The organism is Pseudomonas sp. GB2N2 (genome assembly GCF_054897705.1).
Genome location: NZ_CM142701.1, coordinates 5,510,018 through 5,529,839, shown reverse-complemented (window position 1 = coordinate 5,529,839; position 19,822 = coordinate 5,510,018). Strand labels below are relative to the sequence as shown.

23 protein-coding genes are annotated in these 19,822 nt (G+C 59.8%); 16 read left to right on the top strand and 7 right to left on the bottom strand.

All coding sequences use genetic code 11. The features are described from left to right. Positions 1–167: 167 nt before the first annotated feature. On the top strand, positions 168–401 hold the full coding sequence (locus ACYZT4_RS25705; RefSeq protein WP_461983759.1) for a hypothetical protein: 234 nt from the start codon (positions 168–170) through the stop codon (positions 399–401). Between the two features lie 748 nt (positions 402–1,149). Next, on the top strand, positions 1,150–2,658 hold the full coding sequence (gene mqo, locus ACYZT4_RS25700; protein WP_461983758.1) for a malate dehydrogenase (quinone): 1,509 nt from the start codon (positions 1,150–1,152) through the stop codon (positions 2,656–2,658). Between the two features lie 62 nt (positions 2,659–2,720). Here mqo and ACYZT4_RS25695 read toward each other — a convergent pair whose 3' ends face one another. From ACYZT4_RS25695 to ACYZT4_RS25680, 4 genes are all read right to left on the bottom strand, one after another. Beyond that, positions 2,721–3,008, bottom strand: coding sequence for a PA4642 family protein (locus tag ACYZT4_RS25695; RefSeq protein ID WP_461983757.1), 288 nt, complete (start codon positions 3,006–3,008; stop codon positions 2,721–2,723). Between the two features lie 63 nt (positions 3,009–3,071). Beyond that, positions 3,072–3,557: a hypothetical protein gene (locus ACYZT4_RS25690; RefSeq protein ID WP_461983755.1), complete on the bottom strand. Its 486-nt coding sequence runs from the start codon at positions 3,555–3,557 to the stop codon at positions 3,072–3,074. Positions 3,558–3,615: 58 nt separating this feature from the next. After that, the gene (locus ACYZT4_RS25685; RefSeq protein WP_461983753.1) at positions 3,616–4,089 is read right to left on the bottom strand and encodes a WbuC family cupin fold metalloprotein; all 474 of its coding nucleotides are present in this window, start codon (positions 4,087–4,089) and stop codon (positions 3,616–3,618) included. A 4-nt stretch (positions 4,090–4,093) separates the two neighbouring features. Continuing rightward, the gene (locus ACYZT4_RS25680; protein ID WP_461983752.1) at positions 4,094–4,651 is read right to left on the bottom strand and encodes a hypoxanthine-guanine phosphoribosyltransferase; all 558 of its coding nucleotides are present in this window, start codon (positions 4,649–4,651) and stop codon (positions 4,094–4,096) included. Between the two features lie 164 nt (positions 4,652–4,815). On the opposite strand from ACYZT4_RS25680, the gene upp reads away from it, so the two are divergent. Together upp and ACYZT4_RS25670 are read left to right on the top strand one after the other, a co-directional pair. Continuing rightward, the gene (gene upp / locus ACYZT4_RS25675) at positions 4,816–5,454 is read left to right on the top strand and encodes a uracil phosphoribosyltransferase (RefSeq protein ID WP_461983750.1); all 639 of its coding nucleotides are present in this window, start codon (positions 4,816–4,818) and stop codon (positions 5,452–5,454) included. Positions 5,455–5,456: 2 nt separating this feature from the next. Next, complete coding sequence (locus ACYZT4_RS25670) at positions 5,457–6,731, top strand: uracil-xanthine permease family protein (RefSeq protein WP_150713970.1); 1,275 nt, start codon at positions 5,457–5,459, stop codon at positions 6,729–6,731. 55 nt (positions 6,732–6,786) lie between these two features. Here the strand turns inward: ACYZT4_RS25670 and hemH are convergent, their stop codons facing one another. Further along, positions 6,787–7,812 carry a ferrochelatase gene (gene hemH / locus ACYZT4_RS25665; RefSeq protein ID WP_461983748.1) on the bottom strand — a complete coding sequence of 342 codons (1,026 nt, stop codon included), beginning with the start codon at positions 7,810–7,812 and terminating at the stop codon, positions 6,787–6,789. Positions 7,813–7,825: 13 nt separating this feature from the next. After that, positions 7,826–8,728: a TIGR01777 family oxidoreductase gene (locus tag ACYZT4_RS25660; protein WP_461983746.1), complete on the bottom strand. Its 903-nt coding sequence runs from the start codon at positions 8,726–8,728 to the stop codon at positions 7,826–7,828. Positions 8,729–8,924: 196 nt separating this feature from the next. Here ACYZT4_RS25660 and ACYZT4_RS25655 point away from each other — a divergent pair, with 196 nt between their 5' ends. The 12 genes from ACYZT4_RS25655 to ACYZT4_RS25600 all read left to right on the top strand — a co-directional run bounded on the left by ACYZT4_RS25655 (position 8,925) and on the right by ACYZT4_RS25600 (position 19,069). Next, the gene (locus tag ACYZT4_RS25655) at positions 8,925–9,911 is read left to right on the top strand and encodes an NAD(P)/FAD-dependent oxidoreductase (RefSeq protein WP_461983744.1); all 987 of its coding nucleotides are present in this window, start codon (positions 8,925–8,927) and stop codon (positions 9,909–9,911) included. Beyond that, positions 9,908–10,123, top strand: coding sequence for a TIGR02450 family Trp-rich protein (locus tag ACYZT4_RS25650; RefSeq protein WP_461983742.1), 216 nt, complete (start codon positions 9,908–9,910; stop codon positions 10,121–10,123). The genes ACYZT4_RS25655 and ACYZT4_RS25650 overlap by 4 nt, the downstream gene beginning before the upstream one ends. A 212-nt stretch (positions 10,124–10,335) precedes the next feature. Next, positions 10,336–11,295, top strand: coding sequence for a YbgA family protein (locus ACYZT4_RS25645; RefSeq protein WP_461983740.1), 960 nt, complete (start codon positions 10,336–10,338; stop codon positions 11,293–11,295). After that, positions 11,295–12,236: a MerR family transcriptional regulator gene (locus ACYZT4_RS25640; protein ID WP_461983738.1), complete on the top strand. Its 942-nt coding sequence runs from the start codon at positions 11,295–11,297 to the stop codon at positions 12,234–12,236. The genes ACYZT4_RS25645 and ACYZT4_RS25640 overlap by 1 nt, the downstream gene beginning before the upstream one ends. Before the next feature lie 21 nt (positions 12,237–12,257). Then, on the top strand, positions 12,258–13,703 hold the full coding sequence (phrB, locus tag ACYZT4_RS25635) for a deoxyribodipyrimidine photo-lyase (protein ID WP_461983737.1): 1,446 nt from the start codon (positions 12,258–12,260) through the stop codon (positions 13,701–13,703). Then, entirely contained in the window at positions 13,696–14,118 is a 423-nt protein-coding gene (locus tag ACYZT4_RS25630; RefSeq protein ID WP_461983735.1) for a nuclear transport factor 2 family protein, read from the top strand. The genes phrB and ACYZT4_RS25630 overlap by 8 nt, the downstream gene beginning before the upstream one ends. Further along, on the top strand, positions 14,115–14,897 hold the full coding sequence (locus tag ACYZT4_RS25625) for an SDR family NAD(P)-dependent oxidoreductase (protein ID WP_461983733.1): 783 nt from the start codon (positions 14,115–14,117) through the stop codon (positions 14,895–14,897). Before ACYZT4_RS25630 ends, ACYZT4_RS25625 begins: the two co-directional genes overlap by 4 nt. Then, positions 14,894–16,141, top strand: coding sequence for an NAD(P)/FAD-dependent oxidoreductase (locus ACYZT4_RS25620; protein WP_461983731.1), 1,248 nt, complete (start codon positions 14,894–14,896; stop codon positions 16,139–16,141). The genes ACYZT4_RS25625 and ACYZT4_RS25620 overlap by 4 nt, the downstream gene beginning before the upstream one ends. After that, on the top strand, positions 16,138–16,953 hold the full coding sequence (locus ACYZT4_RS25615; RefSeq protein WP_461983730.1) for a DUF1365 domain-containing protein: 816 nt from the start codon (positions 16,138–16,140) through the stop codon (positions 16,951–16,953). The genes ACYZT4_RS25620 and ACYZT4_RS25615 overlap by 4 nt, the downstream gene beginning before the upstream one ends. After that, positions 16,940–18,211 (top strand): class I SAM-dependent methyltransferase, encoded by a 1,272-nt coding sequence (locus ACYZT4_RS25610; RefSeq protein ID WP_461983729.1) that lies wholly within the window; start codon positions 16,940–16,942, stop codon positions 18,209–18,211. Before ACYZT4_RS25615 ends, ACYZT4_RS25610 begins: the two co-directional genes overlap by 14 nt. After that, a complete protein-coding gene (locus ACYZT4_RS25605; protein ID WP_461983727.1) occupies positions 18,204–18,710 on the top strand; it encodes a DUF2878 domain-containing protein in 507 nt (168 codons plus the stop codon). Before ACYZT4_RS25610 ends, ACYZT4_RS25605 begins: the two co-directional genes overlap by 8 nt. Positions 18,711–18,763: 53 nt before the next feature. Continuing rightward, positions 18,764–19,069 (top strand): YkgJ family cysteine cluster protein, encoded by a 306-nt coding sequence (locus ACYZT4_RS25600; RefSeq protein WP_461983725.1) that lies wholly within the window; start codon positions 18,764–18,766, stop codon positions 19,067–19,069. 121 nt (positions 19,070–19,190) lie between these two features. On the opposite strand, the gene ACYZT4_RS25595 is transcribed toward ACYZT4_RS25600, so the two are convergent. Beyond that, positions 19,191–19,709 carry an acyloxyacyl hydrolase gene (locus ACYZT4_RS25595; protein WP_461983724.1) on the bottom strand — a complete coding sequence of 173 codons (519 nt, stop codon included), beginning with the start codon at positions 19,707–19,709 and terminating at the stop codon, positions 19,191–19,193. Positions 19,710–19,822: the final 113 nt, after the last annotated feature.

The window sequence follows — 19,822 nt, the reverse complement described above, 5'->3', positions numbered from 1 at the left end:
TATAGCGGTGCGCCACTGTGGGTAACCAGCGCCTCACAGTGAATACTGAAATGTCTGACCAACCCTTGCGCAGCCGGTTCCTGTCACACAGATGTCACCGCTGTTACACGTGCACGTCATGGCTCGCTGGCAACCTTCACAGCAGTCACCTCACACGGTAATTTCCCATGCGCTACCTCATCTCGCTGTTCGCGCCACGACCGCTTCACCGCTGCTTCGCCCTGCTCGACCGCAATGGTCATTGCCAGGCGTTCAAGCAGTGCAGCCTGCAACCGATGGGCGATGGCTGGGTCGAAATCGAAGAAATCCGCCTCAACTGGCTGCACCATCCCCTGCCCGCCGGTGCCCGTATCAGCCAGCGCCAGCCAGGCGCCCGGACGCAACAGCTGTTGGCGACCTGACCAGACGCCTAATAAAGTCATTAAACACGCCCATTTCCCTGCGTTTCTTAGATACAATCTCCCCCCGATTATAAGGACGTCTCCTGATCGGGCCTCGCAGCATCGTCAATGTTTCGGTATTGCACTGGAATTTGACACCCCGCACCGCCCACAGAGAGCCGCCCACACAGATCGAGTGAAGCTGGCGCGCTTGCTGTTCCTTGAGCAAAACCCCTACTTTTCGCGAATCTGCAGAGCTGTCATTACGCTCGGCCACCGAGTTGTTTGCCCGATTTGCCGGTCATGTATCCCATGGCGGCAATCCATGCGGGCACGGTGCCAGGCTGGGACAGCCCTTTTTTGAGGTTCACGTCTTCAAAAGAGCGTGAAAAAAACGGGTTTTCACAACTTCACAAGAGTGTGGCGAGCAAATGAATAGTTTTGCGTCTGAACATGCACCATTAGCGTCTGGAACAGCCCAACGACACAGGACCGAGCACTCCTCGAACACCGGAGCCTGAAGCCTGTCCGCTACGGATTTGGTTGCACAAACGGATGTCTCGACCATAAGTCGAATTGCCAGTCGCGTGTTGAAATGAGTTCATAGACCTCATTGACCCGGCCGGTAGCGTCCGTCGAAGTTGCGATAAATTGCGAAGATTCGGACATGGCAACTCTGCCGCGGGAACCTGGGGCTTCACTGACACGCCCCGGAACGCCTGGCAGCCATGCCGACAATTTGGTGCTGCAGATTTTGGAGACGCGTTAAATGGCGCATAACGAAGCAGTCGACGTAGTACTGGTTGGGGCCGGCATCATGAGTGCCACCCTCGCTGTACTGCTCAAAGAGCTCGACCCCGCAATCAAGCTGGAAGTCGTCGAGCTGATGGATTCCGGTGCCGCGGAGAGTTCGAACCCGTGGAACAACGCCGGTACCGGTCACGCTGGGCTGTGTGAGCTCAATTACACACCGCAGGCTGCCGACGGCACCGTCGACATCAAGAAAGCCGTGCACATCAACACTCAGTTTGAAGTGTCGAAACAGTTCTGGTCGTACCTGACCAAAAAAAGCACCTTCGGCTCGTGCAAGACCTTTATCAGTCCGGTGCCTCACCTGAGCTTCGTGCAGGGCGACGGCGGCGTTTCCTTCCTCAAGGAACGCTTCAATGTGCTGAGCAGGCACCACGCCTTCTCGGACATGGAATACACCGAAGACAAGGCAAAAATGGCTGACTGGATGCCGTTGATGATGCCCGGTCGTCCGGCTGACGAAGTCATCGCCGCGACCCGCGTGATGAACGGCACCGACGTCAACTTCGGCGCACTGACCAACCAGTTGCTCAAGCACCTGACCAGCGCACCCGATGCGCAGGTCAAGTACTGCAAGCGCGTGACCGGCTTGAAGCGCAACAACGGCGGCTGGACCGTCAGCATCAAGGACGTCAACAGCGGCAGTACCCGCGAAGTCGACGCCAAGTTCGTGTTCCTCGGCGCGGGCGGCGCGGCATTGCCGTTGCTGCAAGCCTCGGGCATCGAAGAAAGCAAAGGCTTCGGCGGCTTCCCGATCAGCGGCCAGTGGCTGCGTTGCGACAACCCGGACGTGGTCAAACACCACCAAGCCAAGGTTTATAGCCAGGCTGCCGTGGGCTCGCCACCGATGTCCGTGCCGCATTTGGACACCCGCGTGGTCGATGGCAACAAGTCCCTGCTGTTCGGACCTTATGCCGGTTTCACCACCAAGTTCCTCAAGCACGGCTCCTTCATGGACCTGCCGCTGTCGGTTCGCGCCGGCAACATCGGGCCGATGCTGGCCGTGGCGAAAAACAACATGGACCTGACCAAATACCTGGTCAGCGAAGTGATGCAATCGATGGAGCAACGCCTGGACTCGCTGCGTCGTTTCTACCCTGAAGCGAAAGCCGAAGACTGGCGCCTGGAAGTGGCCGGCCAACGGGTGCAGATCATCAAGAAAGACCCGAAAAAGGGCGGCGTCCTGCAATTCGGCACCGAACTGGTGTCGGCCAAGGACGGTACCCTCGCGGCCCTGCTCGGCGCTTCGCCAGGCGCGTCGGTGACTGTATCGATCATGCTCGAGCTGATCGAGAAATGCTTCCCGGCCAAAGCGTCCGGCGAGTGGGCGGCCAAACTGGCGGAAATCTTCCCGGCGCGGGAAAAAGTTCTGGAAACCGATGCTGCGCTGTATCGCAAGATCAACACGCAGAACAACATCGCGCTGGAACTGGTTGAAGAAAGCAGCGAGACACCCAGCTTCGCTTGATCGTCGCGCATAAAAAAAAACGCCCCTCGGGGCGTTTTTTTATGCATGAAGCGGGTGTTGCGTCAGCCCCGGGCTTTTTCGATCAACTCGATGTACTCGGCCGCATTGCGCTGATCCTTGATCACCGCGATGAAGTCATTGCCGTGTTCATCCTTGCCGTCCAGATCAAAACCAGCCTCGACGAAGAACGTCAGGAAGCGCTCGAAGTCGTCGATGCGCAGGCCACGGTAGGCTTTGATCAGTTTGTGCAGGGACGGCGAAGTGGCGTCGACCGGCTCGAAATCGAGAAACAGCTTGATCTGCTCATCGCCGATCTCGTCACCAATCACTTGTTTCTTATCTTTACGCATTGCCGACTCCAGCTCGCAGACATTTCACGGGGCAGGCAGTTTACCCCTCACTGGCCGTCAGGCTCAACGCGGACGAGCGGCTGCGGTGTGCAGATCGGCCCAGATGTGGCCGTTGGCGTAGCTGAGGAACTGGCAATACACCGTGTCATTGCGCAACAAGTCGATCACCACCCGGTAGTGGGCCAGCGGGTAAAACAACGTGAGGGTTTTGCTCTTGTCGTCGTAGATCGGCTTTTTCAGGCTTTTGCTTTCGCCATCGAAGTTGACCAACACCTGATTGATGGTTGCGCCCTTGTTCAACGATTTGCCCTTGAGGCGGATCAGCAGCGGAGACGTGACCGGGATCGGTTGCTGGTTGGACTGGCGCTGACTGCCGACCACCACCGAATACTCGGTCACCTGCATCAACTGCTGCTGTTCAGCTTCGGCGTCACGCAGGGTCAGGTCATCCGGAGGCAGGAACTGCGCGTGCATCGGCGCCGGCGCGGCGGTTAGTGGCAGGCTGAGGGCCAGCAACAAGGTGACGCAACTGCGGATCAAAAGGCTCATGGCGGGCTCCGAACGTAGATACCCGGAACTGTAACGCATCCCTGTAGCAGCGAGGGCCTCAATCGAACTGCGCGCGCATCCAGGCCTGATACTCGGTCACGCCCGGCTCGCCTTCGCGCGGCGCCCAGTGCGCCAGCTCTCCGTCGCTGACCGGACGATAAGGCCCGGCCTTGCACTCGAACATCAGGCTGTCGGCTTCCAGCACCACCAAACCATGAAACACGCCGGTTGGCAGGTCCACGCCGATGCAGTCGCCGCCCGCCGCCAGAACCCGCTTGTTCACCACCGCGCCGGACTCATCGAAGATCAACACGCCGAGGCGCCCTCTGAGGACCAGCAGGGTTTCAGCCTTGTCGCCCGCCAGGTGCCGATGCGGCGCTATATAGGTACTCGGCTGCAACCCCACCGCCATGCGATGACAAGGTTCTTCCATCTGATGAAAGTTGTGGTGCTGACGCCCGCGCGGATTGGCTGCAGCTTTCTCGGCCAATTCATTGAACAGGGTTTGATCCAGAAAGCTCGGCGCTGCCATGTGCTTACATTCCTTTAACAGCGTAAATCCCGTTGGCGTTGCGCCAGTAGCCTTTGTAGTCCATGCCGTAACCGAAGATGTAACGGTCGATGCACGGCAGGCCGACAAAATCGGCTTTCAGGTCCGGGCGAGCCTTGCGGTCGTGGTCCTTGTCGATCAACACGGCGGTGTGCACTTTGCGCGCGCCGGCATGTTTGCAGAAGTCGATGATCGCGCCCAGGGTGTGGCCTTCGTCGAGGATGTCGTCGATGATCAGCACGTCACGGTCGATGAACGAGACTTCCGGCTTGGCTTTCCAGAACAGGTCGCCGCCGCTGGTTTCGTTGCGATAACGGGTGGCGTGCAGGTAGGACGCTTCCAGCGGGAAGTGCAGATGGGTCAGCAGCTTGCCGGCGAAAATCAGCCCGCCGTTCATCACACAGAACACCACCGGGTTAGTGTCCGCCAGTTGTTCGTTGATGTGTGCACCGACGCGGGCGATGGCCGCCTCGACGTCAGCTTCGGTGTACAGGCAGTCAGCCTCTCGCATGATTTGACGGATATGCTCGAGATCAGCGGACATGGTGCTCTCCAAGGAATGGCGGAATCAGGAAAAGCGGGCAAAGGTACGCATCCCGCCCGGCCAGATCAAGCGTTTGTGGACTAACGTACTCTATGTCTATAGGACAACACCCTCGGATAGATTAATCTAGGCCGGTTTTTTTGCCCGCCGCCGGAGCCTTTCCCATGCCCATCCTCGAGATCCGCCATCCGCTGATCCGTCATAAACTTGGCCTGATGCGCCGCGCAGACATCAGCACCAAGAATTTCCGTGAACTCGCCCAGGAAGTCGGCGCCCTGCTGACCTATGAAGCGACCAAAGACCTGCCGTTGGAATCCTACGACATCGAAGGCTGGTGCGGCACGGTGTCGGTCGAGAAAATCGCCGGCAAGAAAATTACGGTGGTACCTATCCTGCGCGCCGGCATCGGCATGCTCGAAGGCGTACTCAGCCTGATTCCGGGCGCCAAAGTCAGCGCCGTGGGCGTGGCCCGCAACGAACAGACATTGCAAGCCCACACCTACCTGGAAAAACTGGTCCCGGAAATCAACGAACGCCTGGCGATGATCATCGACCCGATGCTCGCCACCGGCAGCTCCATGGTCGCCACCATCGACCTGCTGAAAAAAGCCGGTTGCCGCGACATCCGCGCGATGGTGCTGGTCGCCGCTCCAGAAGGCATCGCCGCCGTGGAGAAGGCGCACCCCGACGTGATTATCTACACCGCGTCCATCGACGAGAAGCTCAACGAGCACGGTTACATCATCCCGGGCCTGGGCGATGCCGGTGACAAGATCTTCGGCACCAAGCAGAAGGACGCGTGACCATGCAGCAAGAGTTCAACGATCCGCTCTGGCGCACAGTGCTGTCCGGCGCTCAGATGCTGTTCGTGGCGTTCGGCGCGTTGGTGTTGATGCCGCTGATTACCGGCCTCGACCCGAACGTGGCGCTGTTCACCGCCGGCCTGGGGACCATTCTGTTCCAGATCGTCACCGGGCGTCAGGTGCCGGTGTTCCTCGCCTCGAGTTTTGCCTTTATCACCCCGATCATTCTCGCCAAGGGCCAGTTCGGCCTCGCCGCGACCATGGGCGGCGTGATGGCGGCGGGTTTCGTCTACACCTTCCTCGGCCTCGCCGTGAAGATTAAAGGCACCGGCTTCATTGATCGCCTGCTGCCACCGGTGGTGATTGGTCCGGTGATCATTTCCATCGGCCTGGCCATGGCGCCGATTGCCGCCAACATGGCGATGGGCAAGGCCGGCGACGGCAGCGAGCTGATTCACTACCAGACGGCGATGCTGATCTCGATGCCGGCGCTGCTGACCACGCTGATCGTCGCGGTGTTCGGCAAAGGCATTTTTCGCCTGGTGCCGATCATCTCCGGCGTGCTGGTGGGTTTTGCGATGGCGTTCTATTTCGGTGTGGTCGATACCGCGAAGATTGCCGCTGCACCGTGGTTCGCGATCCCGCACTTCACCGCGCCGGAATTCAACTGGCAGGCGATTCTGTTCATCGTGCCGGTGGCCCTGGCGCCGGCGATCGAACACATCGGCGGCGTCATCGCCGTGGGTAGCGTGACCGGTCGTGACTACCTGAAGAAACCCGGCCTGCACCGCACGCTGCTCGGCGATGGCATCGCCACCACCGCAGCCGGTCTGTTCGGTGGCCCACCCAACACCACGTACGCCGAAGTGACAGGCGCGGTGATGCTGACCAAAAACTACAACCCGAAAATCATGACCTGGGCGGCGATCTTTGCCATCAGCCTGGCGTTCGTCGGCAAATTCGGCGCGCTGCTGCAAAGCATTCCGGTGCCGGTGATGGGCGGGATTTTGTGCCTGTTGTTCGGTTCGATCGCGGCGGTGGGGATGAACACGCTGATCCGCCACAAGATCGATCTCGGCGAAGCGCGCAATCTGGTGATTGTCTCGGTGACACTGGTGTTCGGGATTGGTGGCGTGCTGGTCGGCACCGGCACGGGTCCGGACGACTTCGGCCTCAAAGGCATCGCGCTGTGCGCGGTGGTGGCGATCGGACTGAACCTGTTGCTGCCGGGGAATGACAGCTGGAAGCACAAGAAGGCGGATGAGCCGTTGTTGTAAACCGTAGATTTTTGTCAGGGCTTATGACGCTATCGCCGGCTTGCCGGCGATGCTTTTAAAGGGCCAACGGCGCTCGTTCGCACAACGCGGCCAACGCCCGCGCCCACTGCGGATCATCGTTAAGACACGGCACCAGCACCAACTCCTCGCCCCCCGCCTCCCGAAACTGTTCCCGCCCGCGATCACCAATCTCTTCAAGCGTTTCGATGCAATCAGCCACGAACGCCGGGCACATCACCAACACCTTCCTCACGCCCATACCCGCCAATTCATCCAGGCGCGCTTCGGTGTAGGGTTCGATCCACTTCGCCCGGCCCAGGCGCGACTGGAACGATACCGACCACTTGCCGTCTGCCAGTCCCATACGCTTGGCAAACTCGGAAGCCGTGCGCAGGCACTGCGCGCGGTAGCAGGTAGCCAATACCTCCGACGACGCGTTCTTGCAGCAATCCTCATTTTTGAAGCAATGCTGGCCGCTCGGGTCGAGTTTCGTCAGGTGCCGTTCCGGCAGACCGTGGAAGCTCAGCAGCAGATGATCATGGTCCTGCGCCAGATGCGGCTTGGCACTCGCCACCAACGCATCGAGGTATTCCGGCTGATCGTAGAACGGCTGAAGGATCGACAGTTGCACGTCGAGTTTCTTTTCCCGTATGACCCGCCTGGCTTCCTCGATCACCGTGGTCACGGTGCTGTCGGCGAACTGCGGATACAGCGGTGCGAGGGTAATTCGTGTGTGCCCTTCAGCAACAAGTTGCAGCAGCTTCGTTTCAATCGACGGCTCGCCGTAACGCATCGCCAGCTCCACCGGCCCGTGGGTCCACTGTGAGGTCATCGCCTGTTGCAGGCGGCGACTGAGCACCACCAGCGGCGAGCCTTCCTCCCACCAGATCGAGGCGTAGGCGTGGGCCGACTGTTCCGGGCGCTTGATCAGAATCAGCGACACCAGTAAGCGTCGCACCGGCCATGGCAGGTCGATCACGTACGGGTCCATCAGAAACTGATTGAGGTAGCTGCGCACATCCGCCACCGAAGTGGAGGCTGGAGAGCCCAGGTTGACCAGAAGCAACGCGTGATTAGTCATGCAACGTCCTATTTCAAAGGCGGCTGGACAAGTCGTCCAGTGCCGCGCGCAGATCAGTGAACTGGAAAGTGAAACCGGCTTCGAGCAAGCGGGTCGGCTGGGCCTTTTGGCCGCCCAGCAGGAGCAATGACAACTCGCCCAGGCCTACCTTCAAGGCCAGCGCCGGCATGGGCATGAACGCCGGGCGGTGCAGCACGCTGCCCAGCGTCTTGGCAAATTCGCGATTGCGCACCGGTTTCGGCGCGCAGGCATTATAGGGACCGCTGGCGGTTTTCTGATGCAGAAGAAAATCAATCAGGGCGATCTGATCCTTGATATGGATCCACGGCATCCACTGCCGACCACTGCCCAGAGGCCCGCCCAGCCCCAGTTTGAACGGCAGCAACAGCCGCGACAAAAAGCCGCCCTCGGCAGCCAGCACCAGCCCGGTCCGAACGAAGATCACGCGAATGCCCAGCGCCTCGGCGCGTTGCGCGGTTTCTTCCCAGGCTATACACAACTGACTGGCGAAATCGTCTATCCCGGGTGCCGACTCTTCAGTCAGTTCCCGTTCGCCACCGTCGCCATACCAGCCTATAGCGGAACCCGAAATCAACACCTGCGGTTTCTGCTCCCGACTCTCCAGCCACGCCAGCAGCGTCTCGGTCAGGCTGATGCGACTGCTCCAGAGCAAGGCTTTGCGCCGGGACGTCCAGGGGCGGTCGGCAATCGGCGCCCCCGCGAGGTTGATAACCGCGTCCAGCGGCTCCTGCCCGAAGTCTTCCAGCCGGACGATGCCGCGCACGTCGGCACCGCAGATTTTCGCGACTTTTTCAGGTGTGCGGCTCAAAACGGTCAGACGGTGCCCCTGGCTCAACCAGTGTCGGCAGAGTTGACGTCCTATCAAACCAGTACCGCCGGTCAGCAATATGTGCATGACTTCTTCCTCGCGTGGCGTTTTACCCTGATCACTAGTCTATTTTTATAAGCAGGGATCTTTGGTATCGGGCAGGCTCTGTGATTAACCATAGGCCAAGCTGTCAGAACGAGAACGCTGAAAGTTATACCAAAAAACAATATTGTACAGGTTTCAACCCCGGCGTAGTCTGTACAGAAAGGTAAACGAGGCCCCTATGACTGTACCTATCGCAATCATCGGCACCGGCATCGCCGGACTGTCCGCCGCGCAGGCGCTTACAGAGGCCGGGCATGTCGTGCAGATTTTCGACAAAAGCCGCGGCAGTGGCGGACGCATGTCGAGCAAGCGCAGCGATGCGGGCGCACTCGACATGGGCGCGCAATATTTCACCGCACGTGATCGCCGCTTTGTCACCGAGGTCCAGCGCTGGCAAGCCAATGGCTGGGTCGCCGAATGGACGCCGCAGCTCTACACCTTCCACGGTGGGCAGTTGAATCTGTCGCCGGACGAACAGACGCGCTGGGTCGGGACGCCACGCATGAGCGCTATCACCCGAGGCTTGCTGGGTGATGCACAAGTGCAGTTTGCCTGCCGCATCACCGAGGTCTATCGCGGTGAAGAGCACTGGCATTTGCAGGACGCGGAAGGCTTTACCCATGGGCCGTTCAGCCATGTGATCATCGCCACGCCAGCCCCTCAGGCGACCGCATTGCTGGCCTCCGCGCCGAAACTCGCCGGTGCCGCTGCCGGGGTAAAAATGGACCCGACCTGGGCGGTCGCACTGGCCTTCGATACACCGCTGGATACGCCCATGGAAGGCTGCTTCGTGCAGGACAGTCCGCTCGACTGGCTGGCTCGAAACCGCAGCAAACCGGGGCGTGACAACACGCTGGACACTTGGGTGCTGCATGCCACAAGTGCCTGGAGCCGGCAACATATCGACCTGTCCAAGGAAGCCGTGATCGAACAATTGCACGGTGCGTTCGCCGAATTGCTGCACAGCGCCATGCCCGCGCCGACCTTCAGTCTCGCCCATCGCTGGCTCTACGCCCGCCCTGCCAGCAGCCATGAATGGGGCGCGCTTGCCGATGCCGATCTCGGCCTCTACGCCTGTGGCGACTGGTGCTTGTCCGGCCGCGTCGAAGGCGCCTGGCTCAGTGGCCAGGAAGCCGCCCGTCGCTTGCACGAAAACCTGCAATGAATCGCATCAACCCGAGCAAATTGCTGCTGTCGAAATGGACAGCAGCCCACCCGCAAAACCGCGAAAAACATTTTCTGGTGACCGAGCTGTTCCGTGATGAGGAAGGCACTGTGCTGGAGGTCGAGTTGCAGGCGGTGCTGACCAAACGCAGTGAACGCCTGACGTGGCAAACTTTGAAAAACAGCGACGACTGGCAAACAGGCTGGAAATAGATCCTTGCAGGAGCCGGCTTGCCGGCGATCCAGGCACTGCGGTTTAACAGGACCGCGTTTTTCGTTCATCGCTGGCAAGCCAGCTCCCACAGGGGCATTGCGCGCGGTCGAAAACTTGTACAAACAATTTGACTTGTACACCTTTGAATCTATGATGAAGGCATGTTGTACAGACCCAATAATCTGTACAGGCTCAGATTCGAGGTGCTCCGATGCCCCATGCCAGCGTGAAACCGAAAATCGCCATCAGCGCCTGCCTGATGGGCGCCGAGGTGCGTTTCAACGGCGGGCACAAGGAATCGCGACTGTGCAGCCGCACCCTCACTGAATATTTCGATTTCGTCCCGGTGTGCCCCGAGGTCGCGATCGGGCTCGGCATTCCACGGCAACCGATCCGCTTGGTCGGCGACGCCGAACATCCCCAAGCCGTCGGCACCGTTCACCCCGAACTGAATGTCACCGGCCCGCTGGCCGAGTACGGTGAAAAAATGGCCGCGGAGTTGAATGACATCTGCGGCTACATCTTTATGCAGAAATCGCCGTCCTGCGGACTTGATCGGGTCAAGGTCTACCACACCAACGGTGCGCCGGTAGACGGCGGTGGCCGTGGCATCTATGCCCAGGCTTTCTGCGCGCGGCACCCGGACTTGCCGGTGGAAGAAGACGGTCGGCTCAACGACCCGGTGCTGCGGGAAAACTTCCTCACCCGTGTGTTTGCCTACAGCGCCTGGCAGCAGTTGTTGCAAGAAGGCCTGACTCGTCGCGGACTCATCGAATTTCACTCGCGCTACAAATACCTGCTGATGGCCCACAACCCGGTGCAGTACAAAACCCTGGGCAATCTATTGGGCAACATGGGCCAGACCGATCCCAATGAACTCGGCCCACGCTACTTCAGCGAGTTGATGGCGGCGTTGAAAAAATGCGCCACCCGCCGTACCCACACCAACGTCCTGCAACACCTCAGCGGTTACCTCAAACAGGTCATCAGCGCTGAAGACAAACAGGAAGTGCAGCACGTCATCGGGCAATACCGACACGGTATCGTGCCGCTGGTAGTGCCGTTGACCCTGCTCAAACACTACTTTCGCCAACATCCGGATCCGTATATTGCGCAGCAGGTTTACCTGCAACCGCACCCGGAAAACCTCAGCCTGCGAAACGCAATCTGATGAAAACCCCGATCGATACCAGCGCCGGCGAAGACCTCGGCGCCGACTTCAAGAAAGCCCTCGACGAAGGCTGGCTGCCCATTAGAGAAGTGGCGCGGCAAACCGGCGTCAACGCCGTCACCCTGCGCGCCTGGGAACGGCGCTACGGCTTGGTCGTGCCACAACGTACACCCAAGGGCCATCGGTTGTTCAGCGCCGAACACGTGCAACGCATCCTGACGATCCTCACCTGGCTCAATCGCGGCGTCGCCGTCAGCCAGGTCAAGCAGTTGCTCGACACGCCACAGGCGTTTACCGATACGGTCGAAAACGACTGGCAGGTGCTGCGCAACACGTTGCTGCAGGCCGTCACGCAACTCAACGAACGCACCCTCGATGACACGGTGAATCAGGCCATCGCCTTGTACCCGCCGCGCACCTTGTGTGAACAACTGCTGATGCCGTTGCTCGCGGAACTCGAGCAACGCTGGCAGGGCCAGTTTGGCGCGCAGATGGAACGGGTGTTTTTCTACTCTTGGCTGCGCAGCAAATTCGGCGCGCGCATCTACCATAACAACCGTCAGTTGCGCACCGCACCGCTGCTGTTGATCAATCATTCGGACCTGCCGCTGGAACCTCATGTGTGGCTGACCGCGTGGCTGATCAGCAGCGCCGATTGCCCGGTGGAAGTCTTCGATTGGCCGTTGCCCTCCGGCGAACTCGCGCTGGCGGTCGATCACCTGCAAGCCCGCGGCGTGCTGCTGTATTCGAGCAAAGCGATGAACCTCGCGCAGTTGCCGAAACTTTTCAATGGCGTCAGTTGCCCAAAAATGATTGCCGGACCAACGGTATGCATCCACCACGCCGAGTTGTCCGTAAAAACCTCAGAGATCGCTGACTTGTTCCTGGCTGAAGACCCGTTACGGGCTCATCAAGACTTGGTACAGCGCGGAATTGTTTAAATGAATCGTGCGGAAACTCCCATGCAATTGATCTGGCTGCGCAGCGATTTGCGCCTACATGACAACACCGCCCTCTCGGCCGCCGCTGCACGAGGCCCGAGCGTGGCGGTGTATCTGCTGAGCCCGGAGCAATGGCGCGAACACGACGACGCGCCGTGCAAAGTGGATTTCTGGCTGCGCAACCTGAGCGAGTTGAGCCACGCGCTGAATGAGCTGAACATTCCGTTGCTGATCCGCCGCGCGCCTCGCTGGGATGACGCGCCGAAGGTGTTGCTCGAGCTTTGCCAGCAGTTGAAGATCGACGCCGTGCACGCCAACGAAGAATACGGCATTCACGAAAACCGTCGTGACGAGGCGGTGGCCGAAGCACTGAAAACCAACGACATCGACTTCTATAGCTACCTCGACCAACTGCTGTTCAAACCCGGCAGCGTGCTGACCAAGACTGGCACCTATTTCCAGGTCTTCAGCCAGTTCCGCAAGGTCTGCTATGAGCGACTGCACCAGTCAATGCCGAGTCTGGTCAGTGCGCCCATGGCGCAAGCGAAGCTGGACATCGCCAGCGACACAGTACCCGCAAGCGTTGAAGGCTTCGAAACCCCGAGCAACACCTTGCGTGCCCTGTGGCCCGCCGGTGAAGCCGAGGCCCGGCGGCGGCTCGACACTTTCGCCGATGCGCAGATCGACTACTACAAAAGCGAGCGTGATTTCCCGGCCAAACCCGGCACCAGCCAGCTGTCGGCCTACCTCGCGGCCGGTGTAATTTCTCCACGCCAATGTTTGCACACCGCCCTGCAAAGCAATCAGGGCGAGTTCGAAAGCGGCAAAGTCGGCGCGGTGACCTGGATCAACGAGCTGCTGTGGCGCGAGTTCTACAAGCACATTCTGGTGGGTTATCCGCGAGTCTCGCGCCATCGCGCCTTTCGCCCGGAAACCGAAGCGCTGGCCTGGCGCGACGCACCGGAAGAACTGCTGGCGTGGCAGGAGGCGCGCACCGGCTTGCCGATCATCGACGCGGCGATGCGCCAACTGCTGGAAACCGGCTGGATGCACAACCGCTTGCGCATGGTCGTGGCGATGTTCCTGACCAAAAACCTGTTGATCGACTGGCGTGAAGGCGAGCGCTTTTTCATGCGTCACCTGATCGACGGTGATCTGGCGGCGAACAATGGTGGCTGGCAGTGGAGTTCGTCCACCGGCACCGACTCGGCGCCCTACTTCCGGATTTTCAACCCGCTGAGCCAGTCGGAAAAATTCGACAGCGAAGGGCTGTTCATCAAGCACTGGCTACCGGAACTGGCTGGGCTGAACAAGAAAGACGTGCACAACCCTGCGAATCTTGGAGGGCTGTTCGGGATTGCCGATTATCCGTCGCCGATCGTCAACCTGAGCACTTCCCGCACACGCGCGCTGGCAGCGTTCAAAAACCTGCCCTCGCGACAAAATGCCGGAGGCGGGTATGAGTAATTTCCTGCGGCATTTTGCCCAACAGTTCTCGGGGCTCAACAAGGACAACCTGCAGCGCCTGAACGAGCTGTACACCCGCGACGTGCACTTCACCGATCCGTTGCACGACGTGCAGGGCATCGACACCTTGCGCAATTACTTCGGCGAGCTCTACGCCAATGTCAGTGAACTGCGCTTTGATTTTCACGGCTTCGATCAGATCGCTGAAGGCGAAGGTTATCTGCGCTGGGTCATGAGTTACCGCCATCCGCGCCTGGCCAGTGGCCGGTTGATCCGGGTCGACGGATGCTCGCACCTGCGTTGGCACGACAAGGTTTACCGGCATCGGGATTACTTCGATGCCGGGGCCATGCTTTACGAACATTTACCTGTGTTGGGTCGGGCGATTGCCTGGTTGAAAAGGAGAATGGGATGAGCCTTACAACGCCACGACGATACTGGCTGACCGGCGCCAGCAGCGGCATAGGTGCCGCGCTGGCCGAAGAAATTCTGAAAACCGGCGCTCACCTGGCCGTCAGTGCGCGCTCGGTGGCCCCACTTAAAGTCTTGTCACAACGCTATCCCGGGCAAGTGCTGGTGGTGGCCGGGGATTTGACCAACAGTCAGACCGTGCGCGAAATCGGCGAGCAAATCGCTGAAGACTGGGGCTCGCTGGACACGGTGATTCTCAACGCCGGCACCTGCGAATACGTCGACGCGCAGCAGTTTGATGCCTCCATCATCGAGCACGTCGTGCGCACCAATCTGCTCGCCAGCAGTTATTGCATCGAAGCCGCCCTGCCGCTGTTGCGCAAGGGCACTGCGCCGCATCTGGTGGGGGTCGCCAGCTCGGTGACTTACCTGCCTCTGCCACGCGCCGAAGCCTACGGTGCGTCGAAGGCCGGGCTGCGTTATCTGTTCGAATCGTTGCGCATTGACCTGGCGCCGGAAGGCATTGAAATCACCATCGTCAGCCCGGGGTTCGTCGACACGCCGCTGACCGCCAAAAACGATTTCCCCATGCCGCTCAGTTGGCCGGTCGGCAAAGCCGCACGGCACATCTTCGCCAAACTGAAAAACCGTCCGCTGGAAATCGCCTTCCCGGCGCTGTTCATGGCGGCACTCTGGCCGCTGTCGAAAATGCCCAACCGGATAAAACTCGCGATCGGCAAACGCATGGTGCGCAGCAGTCCACCGATCAAGGATGCACCGTGAACATCGCCATCATCGGCAGCGGCATCTCGGGGCTGACCAGCGCTTACCTGCTGAATCGCCGCCACGAGATCACCCTGTTCGAGGCCGGCGAGCGGATAGGCGGTCACACCCACACTGTGGACGTGACGGTCGATGGACGGCGCTATGCCGTGGACACCGGTTTCATCGTGTTCAACGACTGGACCTACCCGAACTTCATCCGCCTGCTGGGCCAGATTGGCGTGGGTTTCAAACCGACGGAGATGAGCTTCTCGGTCACCGACCCGGACAGCGGGCTTGAGTACAACGGCAATAACCTCAACAGCTTGTTCGCCCAGCGGCGCAACCTGCTGTCGCCGGGTTTCTGGGGCATGCTGCGGGACATTTTGCGCTTCAACAAACAAGCGCAGCTGGACCTTGCCGAAGGTCGAATCGCTGCCGACACCACCCTCGATGATTACCTGAGGGCCGACGGTTACGGCGAGCGTTTTATCCTGCATTACATCGTGCCGATGGGCGCGGCGATCTGGTCGATGCCCATGGCCGAGATGCTCGGGTTTCCCCTGCAGTTCTTCATCAGGTTTTTCAAGAATCACGGGTTGCTGTCAGTCAACAACCGTCCGCAATGGTGTGTGATCGAGGGCGGCTCAAGTGCTTACATCGCGCCGCTGACGGCATCCTATAAAGAGAAAATCCGCCTCAACTGCGCCGTGACGCGTGTCGAGCGCGATGCCGACGGCGTAGTTATCCACAGCGCCGCCGGCAGCGAGCGCTTCGACAAAGTGGTGTTCGCCTGCCACAGCGACCAGGCCTTGAAACTGCTGGCCAAGCCCAGCGCCGCCGAACAGTTGATCCTCGGCGCCCTGCCTTACGCTGACAACGAAGTGGTGCTGCACACCGACACCCGCTTGCTGCCTTCGCGAAAACTCGCCTGGGCCAGCTGGAACTACCGCCTCGGCGGCGTCGGCCATTCGCTGGCCGCCGTCACTTACGACATGAACATCCTGCAGGGCATCCAGAGCGACACCACGTTCTGCGTCAGCCTCAATCAGAGCGCCGGCATCAGCCCATCGCACGTGCTCGGTCGATTCATCTACGCACATCCTCAATACAGCTTGGCGGCGGTTGCCGCGCAAGCACGCTGGGAAGAATTGAACGGCGCGCAGCACACTTATTATTGCGGCGCCTATTGGGCCAGCGGGTTTCATGAAGACGGCGTGGTCAGCGCGTTGCGCGTCGCCGGGTCGTTGGGAGAAACCTTGTGAACAGCGCCCTTTATAGCGGCTGGATCAGCCATCGGCGGTTCGCCCCTCGCCAGCATGCGTTTCGTTATCGGATCGGCCTGCTGTACCTCGACCTCGCCGAACAGGACGCCGTGCTCGGGTTGTCGGCATTGTCGGGCAACAGCCGCTTTTCGCCCTTTTCGTTTCGCGAGAGCGATTACCTGAAAACCTTCACCGGTACTGGTATGCGCTTGAGCGACGCTGTGCGCGAACAGGTCCGTCAGGCCACCGGCCATGCGCCACAAGGTTCGATCTGCCTGCTGACCCAGCCGCGCAGCTGGGGCCTGTCGTTCAACCCGGTGAGTTTTTTCTACTGCTACGAAGCCGACGGTCAGCTGGCGGCGATTCTCGCCGAAGTGACCAACACGCCGTGGCGCGAGCGTTATCACTACGTGTTGCCGGCCAGAACACCGGAGGACCTGCGCGATTTCCATCAGCACTTCGCCGTGGCCAAGGCTTTTCATGTGTCGCCGTTTCTACCGCGTGATCTCGAACATCGAATGAGCTTCAGCCCCGTCGCGAAAAGACTCGGCGTGCACATGGCGGACTGGCAGGGCGAACTGAAACTGTTCGACGCCACGCTCAACCTGAAACGTGAAGCCCTGAATCGCACCAGCTTGCACCGTTACTTGCGGCGTTTTCCGTGGATGACGGCAAAAACCTGCCTGGCGATTTATTGGCAAGCCGTGCGTCTGCTGCTCAAACGCGTACCGATATTTGCTCATCAAGCTGCCGACGGCAGCTTTCAAACCGCCACCGTTCCGCCCAAGGATCGCCGCCATGAAATCCTCTAGTGTCTCGGCCAAAGCCAACCTGTTCAACACCAACGGCCTGACCGGATCGCTGCTGCGCCGTGGCGTGCTGCGGCAACTGGCGCACCTCAAACACGGGCAACTGGTGGTCATCGAAGACGGCGAGCGCCATGTCTTCGGCACGGTGGGCAGCCATTTGCTCGGGGAAATCCACATCCTTGATCGCGCGGTATGGGGACTGGTGGCGAGCAACGGTTCGATCGGCGCGGGCGAGGCGTTTATCCACGGCTATTGGAGTTCTCCGGATTTGACCGCGGTGGTCAGGGTGTTCGTCAGCAATCTGGAAGTGCTGGATGCGCTGGAAGGAGGTCTGGCAAAACTCGGCCGGCCGTTCGTTCAAGGGCTGCACTGGCTCAACCGCAACACACGCAAGGGCTCGCAGAAAAACATCGCCGCCCACTATGACCTCGGCAATGATCTGTTCGAGCAATTCCTCGACCCGACCATGATGTACTCGGCCGCTCAATTTCTCAGCGCCGATGACACCCTGGAACAGGCGCAGTTGAACAAACTGCAACGGATCTGCCAGAAGCTCGACCTGAAACCGAGCGATCACCTGCTGGAAATCGGCACCGGCTGGGGCAGCATGGCGCTCTATGCGGCGCAGCATTACGGCTGCAAAGTCACCACTACCACGCTTTCCAAAGAACAGTTTGCGTTCACCGCGCAACGGATCGAAGCCCTCGGGTTGCAGGACCAGGTCACGTTGCTGCTCCAGGATTACAGGGACCTCACCGGGCAATACGACAAACTGGTGTCGATCGAGATGATCGAAGCGGTGGGCCACCGTTTTCTGCCGACTTACTTCAAGCAATGCGCGCACTTGCTCAAAAGCAATGGCTTGATGCTGTTGCAGGCAATCACCATCCGCGACCAGCGCTACGAGCAGGCCAAGACCAACGTCGATTTCATCCAGCGCTACATTTTCCCCGGCGGCGCCCTGCCCTGTGTGCAGAAGATGCTGGAGATCGTCAGCCGCGACACCGACATGAACCTGCTGCACATGGAGGATTTCGGCCTGCACTACGCGCGAACCCTGCGCCTGTGGCATGAGAATTTTCGCCGCGCCCACGGTCGACTCAGCGAATTGGGCTACGACGATTATTTCCTGCGGCTGTGGGAGTTTTACCTGTGCTACTGCGAAGGCGGCTTCCTGGAGCGCACCATCGGCACCGCGCAATTGCTGCTGGCCAAACCGTCGGCGATGACCGCGCCCCTGCTCGGTCGTTTCGATGCTTGAGCGCCTGGCCAATGCCGCACTGTTTCAACTCGGCTGGTTTGCCTGCGTGGTCGGCGGCAACAGTTTGTGGTTGTTGGTGGCACTGGGCGTGCTGGTGATTCATCTGCTGTGGATAAGTCGCTGGGCGGACGAAGGCCGGTTGATCCTCAGCGTCGTGCTGCTGGGCACCACGGTCGACAGCTCCTTGCGCTGGCTGGGGGTGTTTGAATTCAACGATGTCGCGCCACTGATTCCCCTGTGGCTGATGGTGTTGTGGGCGCTCTTGGCAACGACGTTGCGCCATTGCCTGCAATGGACGGCACACCCATGGTGGCTGGGCAGCGTATTGGGCGCCGTGAGTGGCCCGTTGTCGTATTACGCGGGAGGACAACTGGCCGGGGTGCAATTTCCCTTCGGCCAATGGCCGACGCTGATTGGCATCGGCCTACTCTGGGCCTTGCTGTTTCCCACGCTGCATTTCATGGCCCAACGACTGGCAGCGTCCGACACTCACCACTGAGCGTCCGTCAGGCCTTTCACACAGCGCCGACCGACTGCCTTACACTGCGCGCCATGAAAACCATTCCCCACACGCAAATCGCCGAGCCGGCGGTCACTTGCTCGACCTGCGCAGCCTGCTGTTGCCAGCTCGAAGTCATGCTGATCACCGACACGGGCGTGCCTGAACGATTTATCGATACCGATGATTGGGGCGGGGAAGTGATGTTGCGCCTGGACGACGGCTGGTGCGCCGCGCTGGATCGCAACAGCATGATGTGCACGATCTACGAAAAACGCCCGCTGATCTGCCGGGAGTTCGAGATGGGCGCACCGGAGTGCATCGAAGAGCGCCGGGGGATTACCACGGCGTATCGGTAATTTTGCGGACACCTCGTTCCCTGTGGGAGCTGGCTTGCCAGCGACGGTGGGTCAGTCGACATCACCGTAGATGACACCCCATCGCTGGCAAGCCAGCTCCCACAAGGGATCGCGTTTGACCTTACAACGGCATCGTGTAGTGCAGCGAATAACTCTCTACACCGTCGTTGTTACTGCTCAGACCAGCATTGGAATAGTGCGTCGCACGAATCCCGACTTCATGTCCGCCAGCGAAGTGCAGGCCGAAACCGAAGCGGTCTTCAAACTGAAAGGACTGGCCAATGTTGTTGTCTTCAAGTTCGGTATGGGAGAAAAGCGCGACGCCCACTCCCGCCTCGACATACGGCTTGACGTTCTGCCCGGCAAACTCATAAACAAAGACCGGGGAAAACGAAACGCTGTTGTTGCCGGAAGTCTTGTCGCCTTCCCAATAGGTGTAGGCGCCACTCCAGTAACCGGTCAGACGACCGACGTCACTTTGCAGCCAGCTCTTGTCCCAATCGAATTGCAAACCCAGTCGATACGTCATGGTTGAATCGCTGGTCTGACCGACCCCGAATTCAACGCCTGCCGCCTGTGCTGCCAAACCGTGCCCCATCAGTGCGGCCGCAATCGCGGCCAAGCAGAATAGTCGCTTCACTAGAAACTTCCTTTCCCGAACGATTTCGAATGGTTTTTTTGTTGCTCAGCAAAACTGAAACTATAGAAGTCGACGCTTAATCAGAAGTTCATCCCAGTTTCCCGTTTTTCCCC